Origin of the sequence: Wolbachia endosymbiont of Madathamugadia hiepei (genome assembly GCF_013366855.1) — a bacterium.
Classification (GTDB): Bacteria; Pseudomonadota; Alphaproteobacteria; order Rickettsiales; family Anaplasmataceae; genus Wolbachia.
On sequence record NZ_WQMP01000049.1, the window covers coordinates 1 to 6,738 of the forward strand.

The window sequence follows — 6,738 nt, forward strand, 5'->3', positions numbered from 1 at the left end:
AGTTTCTCTATTTTTAGCTAAGTTAAACTACCAGTTTTTGCTACATCTTTCCTTATTTTCTCATGATAAACTTTTTTCACAGAGACTAGGGGTCGTTCTGCTTCTTGTTTATTAGCTCCTGTGCGCACACTTAAGCCAAATCCCACGTCTATTCCACTTGCTTTTCCATCTCCACCTTTAACCAATTTACGTGAAAACCCTCCAGCAAAAGCGAAACCTTTGTGTTGATTAGTATCATATCCGGAAGCAACACAACCAATACCAAGGCAACTATCATCCCCAGCTATTCGAACCACCACTTTACCGTCTCGTATATCATCATTGTTTATATCCTTTACTATAGCAGTTTGGTCTACAACCTGTGCGTTATCTACTACTCGAGATATTACTTTTACAGTTGGTCGATTATGTAGGTGGATTACTAGTTAATGGTTGGCATGAGTTGGTAGTTGGTTGATTCTGCTCTGTGTTATCTTGTTGCCCTAACTCATTAACTTCTCCTTCAATAAGTTTGCTGTACTCTTCATCATTGTCCACCTTAACTTTATTTACTGTTTGATCTTAATTATCTTCTATATTTGTGTCTTTTTGGTTGAACATGTCTTTATTGATAGCCCAAAAAATTAGGAATGGTATAAGTGAAATTACTAGATTTAATATAGTGCATGGAATTAGAACCACAGCAGCAGCAATATAGATTAGAATTCAGCTAAAAATTTTACTAACTTAGACAATTTTAGAATCGTCCTTTTGAGCACTAACAGCGCTCAAAAAGAAGTAGGTACAAACAATTAGTGATCCCGTTATAGCAGTGGGTACAATAATTGGAAGAAGTAAAAAAGCATTAATTAGTTTTTTTCCAGAACTAGTTGGCTTATAGTTTTGACTAGCATTAATAATCCATTTTACACCAGATAAGACTCTTTTACTGTTCTCTTCTGACATTTCAAGTTTCATTTCCACTGCCAGCTTTTAATAACAATGCTAAATTATACCAGTGTTTAATATAAAATCAAGCAAATTTTGCATTTTAAGAAAAGCTATAATTACTTACTATAAATGATTGAATTTGCTGGCTATTTTTTTTGTTAAGAAGGATACTCAAAAAAACTGTGCTAATCTAAATAGTATATAAGGTCCAAAAAGTCTCAATTTTTTGAGCTGAGCAAAGCCGCCTAAGTAGGGAATGGATCAGGAGAAGGGGCTGTATAAAAATATATTTAAAGTTTTGGATGTACTTACTCGTAAATGTCTTTTCTGTGTTTTATTGAAACAATGGTTACTTCATATTTCACGGTATTTACATGATATATAATACGATAATCACCGGTTCTTAGTCTTCTGTGTCCTTTGAATTTATAACGCAACAATTCACCAAGATTAATTGGATTGACTGTAAGACGCTCTTTTATTATTTCTTCAACTCTTGACTTTATTGTCTTTGGAAAAATCGGTAAATCCCTTTTACTAACATTTTTTAGGAACTTAATCGTATAGCGCTTTAGTCCCACTTGACGTCTTTTAGATCAACTGTTTCTGCACCTGGAACATTAAGTTCAGCAGCGCGTTCGATTAGTATTTTATCTTCCTCATTTTCAATCGCTTCTTGTATTAGCTCTTCTGTTAGTTCTCTAATGGACTTGTTTCTTATTTTAGCTAGTCCAGCAAGACACTCTGAAATTTCATTGTTGAAAGTTATACTAAATCTTGAATCTACCATAAGTTTTACCGGAGTCTATTACTATAATAATTCTACAATATCTTTCTGAATTTTTCAATAAAAAAAGTTGTTAATATGTAGAATAACTATATGAAATATAGTAACTTTTATTAGCGATGCTCATAGCTGCAAAGTTAAAATTAGCTATACCTCAAAATCCCTCTGGTATTTTCACGTACTAAGTTAACTATAGCACTTGATTCTTTTTGGATTTCTTCTTCAGTTAAAGTGTGAGTTGGAGAGCAGAAAGTAACTGATAATGCTATGGACATCTTGTTCGGTTCCATACTATCTCCATGGTATACATCAAACACTAAAACCTCCGTGATGAGCTCTGAACTTTTTTTCACCATATTGATTATATTACCTGCTGCTACATCTTTATTTACAATAAACGCAAAGTCGCGTTTTACACTTTGATATTTATAATCGATAAATTTTTTTCTACTTACAGGTAAATTTCCGATATCTTCTAATATCAACTCAAAGCCTACAACTTTTTGCTTGATACCAAAAAAATCCAGTATGCTTGGATGCAGTTCCCCAAAATGACCAACTATTTTACTTCTAAAAGATAAGGTACCTGATTTCCCTGGGTGGTAATATTCTTTTTCTGCTCTCTCTATCGTTAAATTATCACAATTGACATTAAAGAATTCCAAAGCTGTTATAAGGTCAGCCTTTGCGTCAAAAACATCTATTTTCCTGTCGGTATTATAATGGTTTCTTGGCAAGTTATTTCCTGACCTAATTCCACTTAAAACATACTTAGGCTGATTGAGGCTGTCGTACACTGGTCCAATTTCAAAAACTGCAAGGTCAGACGTTCCATGGGCAATATTATCTGCGATGACTTGCAATAAATTTGGTATGATGCTTGGTCTCATTATATTGAAGTTGTTATTAAATGGATTATCGATGATAAATAACTTATTTGAGTAAGCAAATTTTTCAGCTGTTGATTCACTCATAAAAGACCAAGTGAATACTTCATGAAATCCTCTACTTGTCATTAAAATGCGCAAATCATCTTGAGCACTGGTTTCTGTCTCAATATTTCCTGTTAGTGGCTCTTCCTTTATTTTATCATAGCCATATATTCTCACTACCTCTTCAACTAGGTCAGCCGATATGGTTACGTCTGGTCTCCAGCTTGGTACTTGTACATCCCAATTATTTTCAGTTTTTTTATCAATGCTGAACCCTAGTTTTGTTAAAATATCGAATGTCTCGTTAGGTGATGCAGATACACTTCCAAACTTGTTTATGTTTTGATAGTTGAAGTTCACTTTGGTGTCAGCCCTATCCAAACTGCCAGCAGAAACCACGCTTGAAGCTTCTCCACCACATAACTCTAAGATCATCTGAGTCGCAAGACTTAGTCCATCAAGGGTAAATCCAGGGTCGACTGAACGTGCAAATCTGTAGCTTGAATCTGTGGGGATGCCGAGCTGCCTTGAAGATTTAGTAGTAGAGATAGGGTCAAACCAAGCAGACTCTAAAAAGATACCAGTAGTTTCAAGCGTACACTCGCTACACTTGCCACCTATAATTCCAGCAATTGCATGAATATTTTTATTATCAGAAATAACGCTTATGTCTTTGTTTAATAAGTATTCTTTATCGTTTAAACCAGTGAATTTTTCTCCGCTATTTGCTTTGCGTACTACAAGCTTTCCCTCTATCTTTTTTGCATCATATGCGTGCATTGGGCGGCCAAAAGATATCATAATATAATTAGTAACATCAACTATTGCAGAAATGCAGCACATTCCTATCGATTGCAGTCTATCTTTTAGCCATTTTGGGCTCTCTTTATTTTTTACATTGGCAATGTATATGCCACTAATAAAGCTCTCCCCGTCGGTGACTTTAACGTTGATCGGTGAACTTATAGAGCAAATAAGTTGTGGAATGCTTAAAGTCTTTAACGTTCCAACTCCAGTTGCTGCCAAATCACGCGCTATTCCGTAAACGCCTAGGCAATCTCCACGGTTTGGAGTAACGTTTATATCAATTACAGGATCGCAATTGAAAAATTTATCTCCTACTTTATAATCATCAGAAAGCTCAATTATTCCTTCACTTTCTTCTTGTACCAGCGCGAGTTCAGAAGCAGAGCAGAGTATTCCTTCACTTAGCACTCCTCGTATTTTTACAGGCTTAATTGTAAAATCACTTTCTGGCAATGTGTTACCAAGAGATGCAAGTACAGTTTTCATGCCTACTCTGACGTTATTTGCTCCGCAAACTATCTGCAGAACTTTACTTCCATCGTCTACTTTACATAGTTTTAATTTATCAGCGTTTGGATGAGGTGCAACTTCTAATACTTTTGCAACAACAAATCCAGCCACCTTGGCATTGTCGATCACATCTTCTACTTCCAGTCCTATATGGGTTAACTTATCGGTAATTTCTTCTAAACTAGCATTGGTTTCTAAGTGCTCCAGCAACCAAGGTAATGTGAATTTCATTGATCTAAAGAGAAACAAAAAAGCTATTATAATATAAAATGTAGTGCTTTTAAAGTTTGTTGTAGTGGAATACTTCTACATCGCAAGCAATGATGTAGAAGCTGTTATAATTTTATATATCCTTGCGTAGCGAATTTATCTTCCTCATATCACCTTTTAAATCCATCTCCATGTAGAGTTTAGTATTCATATTTTGGTCATCTATATGGAAGTTATAAATGTAAGTATCAATAGTGAAGTTTCCTATCGTATGATAGCTTTCATCTAGTTTTCGCTTTCCATGTGATAATGGCCAGTGCCTTCGTTAAAGGAACGATCTGTTAATTTGATGTACCCGTTGCCTAATTCCTGTTCTAGGTTTAGAGGTTGATTAATGTTGATAAAATCTATTTCATTCGTGATATACCTCGCTAAAAAATCAAATTATAATTAAGATAACATGTAAAGTCAAGTTATTTAATAACTCTAACTATGGATTAGGAAATGAGTTTAGGTAATTTTATATGTAAATCTTTTAATTCTTGTTCTTTATCCTCTATAATTAGACTTTTTGAATGAAGAAATGAAAATTCGTGTAGGGGTTAACGGTCTTGGCAGAATAGGCAGAAGCGTATTGCGTGCTATTTTCGAAATAGAAAAATATAATAAGCAGATAGAAGTTGTGGCAGTGAACGGGTCACTCAGTGCTGAGCAGCATGCACATCTAGTAAAATATGATTCCGTTCATGGTAAATTCAGTGGTGATGTTGATTGTAACGAATCTGAAAGTTGGATTTCTATAAATGGCAGAAAATTTTCTCTATATAGAGAACGGAACCCTGAAAATATCCCTTGGAATGTTGATGTAGTGCTTGAATGCACAGGTGCATTTAACAGGTATGCGGAAGCAACAAGGCATAATGCGACAAAAATAATTGTCTCTGCTCCAGTTTCAGATGCCGATGTAACTATAGTTTATGGTGTGAATAACGATATGCTCAAAAAAGAGCACAAAGTGATATCAGCTGGTTCTTGTACTACAAATTGCCTGGCTCCGGTTGTGCAGGTTTTACACTCCAATTTAGGTATAAAAAGCGGCTTCATGACTACTATACATGCCTATACGAATGATCAAAATATTATCGACGGTAATCACAGGGACTTACGCAGAGCAAGGGCTTGTGGTTTATCTATGATACCAACAACAACTGGAGCTGCAAAAACAATTGGTTCTGTCATTCCTAAGTTAAAAGGAAAGCTAGATGGCACTGCCATCAGGGTTCCAGTTAGCAATGTTTCTCTGGTTGATTTTAAATTTACAACCGATAAGAGAGCAATAGCTGAAGAAATAAATGAAATATTTGAGAATTCAACAAACGATGTGCTTTCTGTGTGCAAGGAACCTTTAGTTTCAATAGACTTTGTTCATAACCCCTATAGTGCGATTGTAGATCTAGCCGGTACATACGTTGCAGGTGATATTTGTAGAGTTGCAGCGTGGTACGATAATGAATGGGCTTTTTCGCTAAGAATGTTAGACATAGCATTATTGTGCTATAATAGAGTATGAATAAGAACCCAAACAAATATGCTTCATTTTATGAGCACTTTACAGAACTCAGGAGAAGGGTTATTTTTTGCTTTCTATTTTTTTGCATTGCTTTTGGTTTTTGCTACTACTTTAAAGAAAGCATATACCGTTTTTTACTTGCACCTTTAATAGAAATTACAAAAGATAGCGTTGATTTTTCTCTAATCTATACAGACTTAACAGAGGCGTTTTTTGTATACCTCAGAGTTGCAATAATGAGCGCGTTTTTGTTTTCTTTTCCCGTGTTTGCATGGCAATTTTATATGTTTTTAGCACCTGGCTTATACAAAAGCGAAAGGGCAGTGCTGTTGCCATACTTGATTGCAACGCCAGTTTTGTTTATAACGGGAGCCGCGGTGGTTTATTACTACATATTTCCTTTAGCCTGGAAGTTTTTTATAGCTTTCGAACATAGCGGCAAATCTTTCGGTATACCAATAGAGTTTATGCCATCAGTCAGTGAATATTTAGACCTTGTTCTCCAATTCATGTTTGCGTTTGGTACTGCATTTCAAATTCCAGTCATACTCACGTTAATGGTCAGAGTTGGGCTGCTTACCGCGCAAAGCTTGTCGAACAAGCGCAGAATTGCGATAGTGGTGATTTTTATTATTGCTGCAATCTTAACTCCACCGGATGTATTGAGCCAAGTAGGGCTTGCTGTACCAATGTTGATTTTATACGAATTGTCCATTTTAGTTTGCAGATATACTGAGAAGAAGAAAACAAAGAGTAATGCTTGATGTTTGCATACCATATAGCTTTTAACAGCGTATTGGATTCGACAGAAACAAAAAAACTACTTGACAACCTTCGCCGTTACTCTTATAATGATACTGAAGCTATTTGTTTATCTTCACAATCTGTGCAGGTTAATGACAAAAAACCCTAGGGCAGCTAGTATTCAAATTCTCCCTTGTCTATTTGACGTTCTATACTGTCTTAAACGACTTATAAGCGCGTTTCAGCTT

6 protein-coding genes are annotated in these 6,738 nt (G+C 35.4%); 2 read left to right on the plus strand and 4 right to left on the minus strand.

Features of this window, described 5'->3' with window-relative positions; genetic code table 11:
- Window positions 1-17 precede the first annotated feature (17 nt).
- From GO685_RS02600 to pheT, 4 genes are all read right to left on the minus strand, one after another.
- A complete protein-coding gene (locus tag GO685_RS02600) occupies window positions 18-296 on the minus strand; it encodes a hypothetical protein (RefSeq protein WP_175937449.1) in 279 nt (92 codons plus the stop codon).
- Between the two features lie 942 nt (window positions 297-1,238).
- The gene (locus GO685_RS02605) at window positions 1,239-1,511 is read right to left on the minus strand and encodes a type II toxin-antitoxin system RelE/ParE family toxin (protein WP_175937450.1); all 273 of its coding nucleotides are present in this window, start codon (window positions 1,509-1,511) and stop codon (window positions 1,239-1,241) included.
- On the minus strand, window positions 1,502-1,720 hold the full coding sequence (locus GO685_RS02610; protein ID WP_175937451.1) for a DUF6290 family protein: 219 nt from the start codon (window positions 1,718-1,720) through the stop codon (window positions 1,502-1,504). Before GO685_RS02610 ends, GO685_RS02605 begins: the two co-directional genes overlap by 10 nt.
- Before the next feature lie 140 nt (window positions 1,721-1,860).
- Window positions 1,861-4,197: a phenylalanine--tRNA ligase subunit beta gene (gene pheT / locus GO685_RS02615; RefSeq protein ID WP_175937452.1), complete on the minus strand. Its 2,337-nt coding sequence runs from the start codon at window positions 4,195-4,197 to the stop codon at window positions 1,861-1,863.
- A gap of 562 nt (window positions 4,198-4,759) precedes the next feature.
- On the opposite strand from pheT, the gene gap reads away from it, so the two are divergent.
- The gene (gap, locus tag GO685_RS02620; RefSeq protein ID WP_175937453.1) at window positions 4,760-5,746 is read left to right on the plus strand and encodes a type I glyceraldehyde-3-phosphate dehydrogenase; all 987 of its coding nucleotides are present in this window, start codon (window positions 4,760-4,762) and stop codon (window positions 5,744-5,746) included.
- Window positions 5,743-6,510: a twin-arginine translocase subunit TatC gene (gene tatC, locus GO685_RS02625; RefSeq protein ID WP_175937454.1), complete on the plus strand. Its 768-nt coding sequence runs from the start codon at window positions 5,743-5,745 to the stop codon at window positions 6,508-6,510. Before gap ends, tatC begins: the two co-directional genes overlap by 4 nt.
- Window positions 6,511-6,738: the final 228 nt, after the last annotated feature.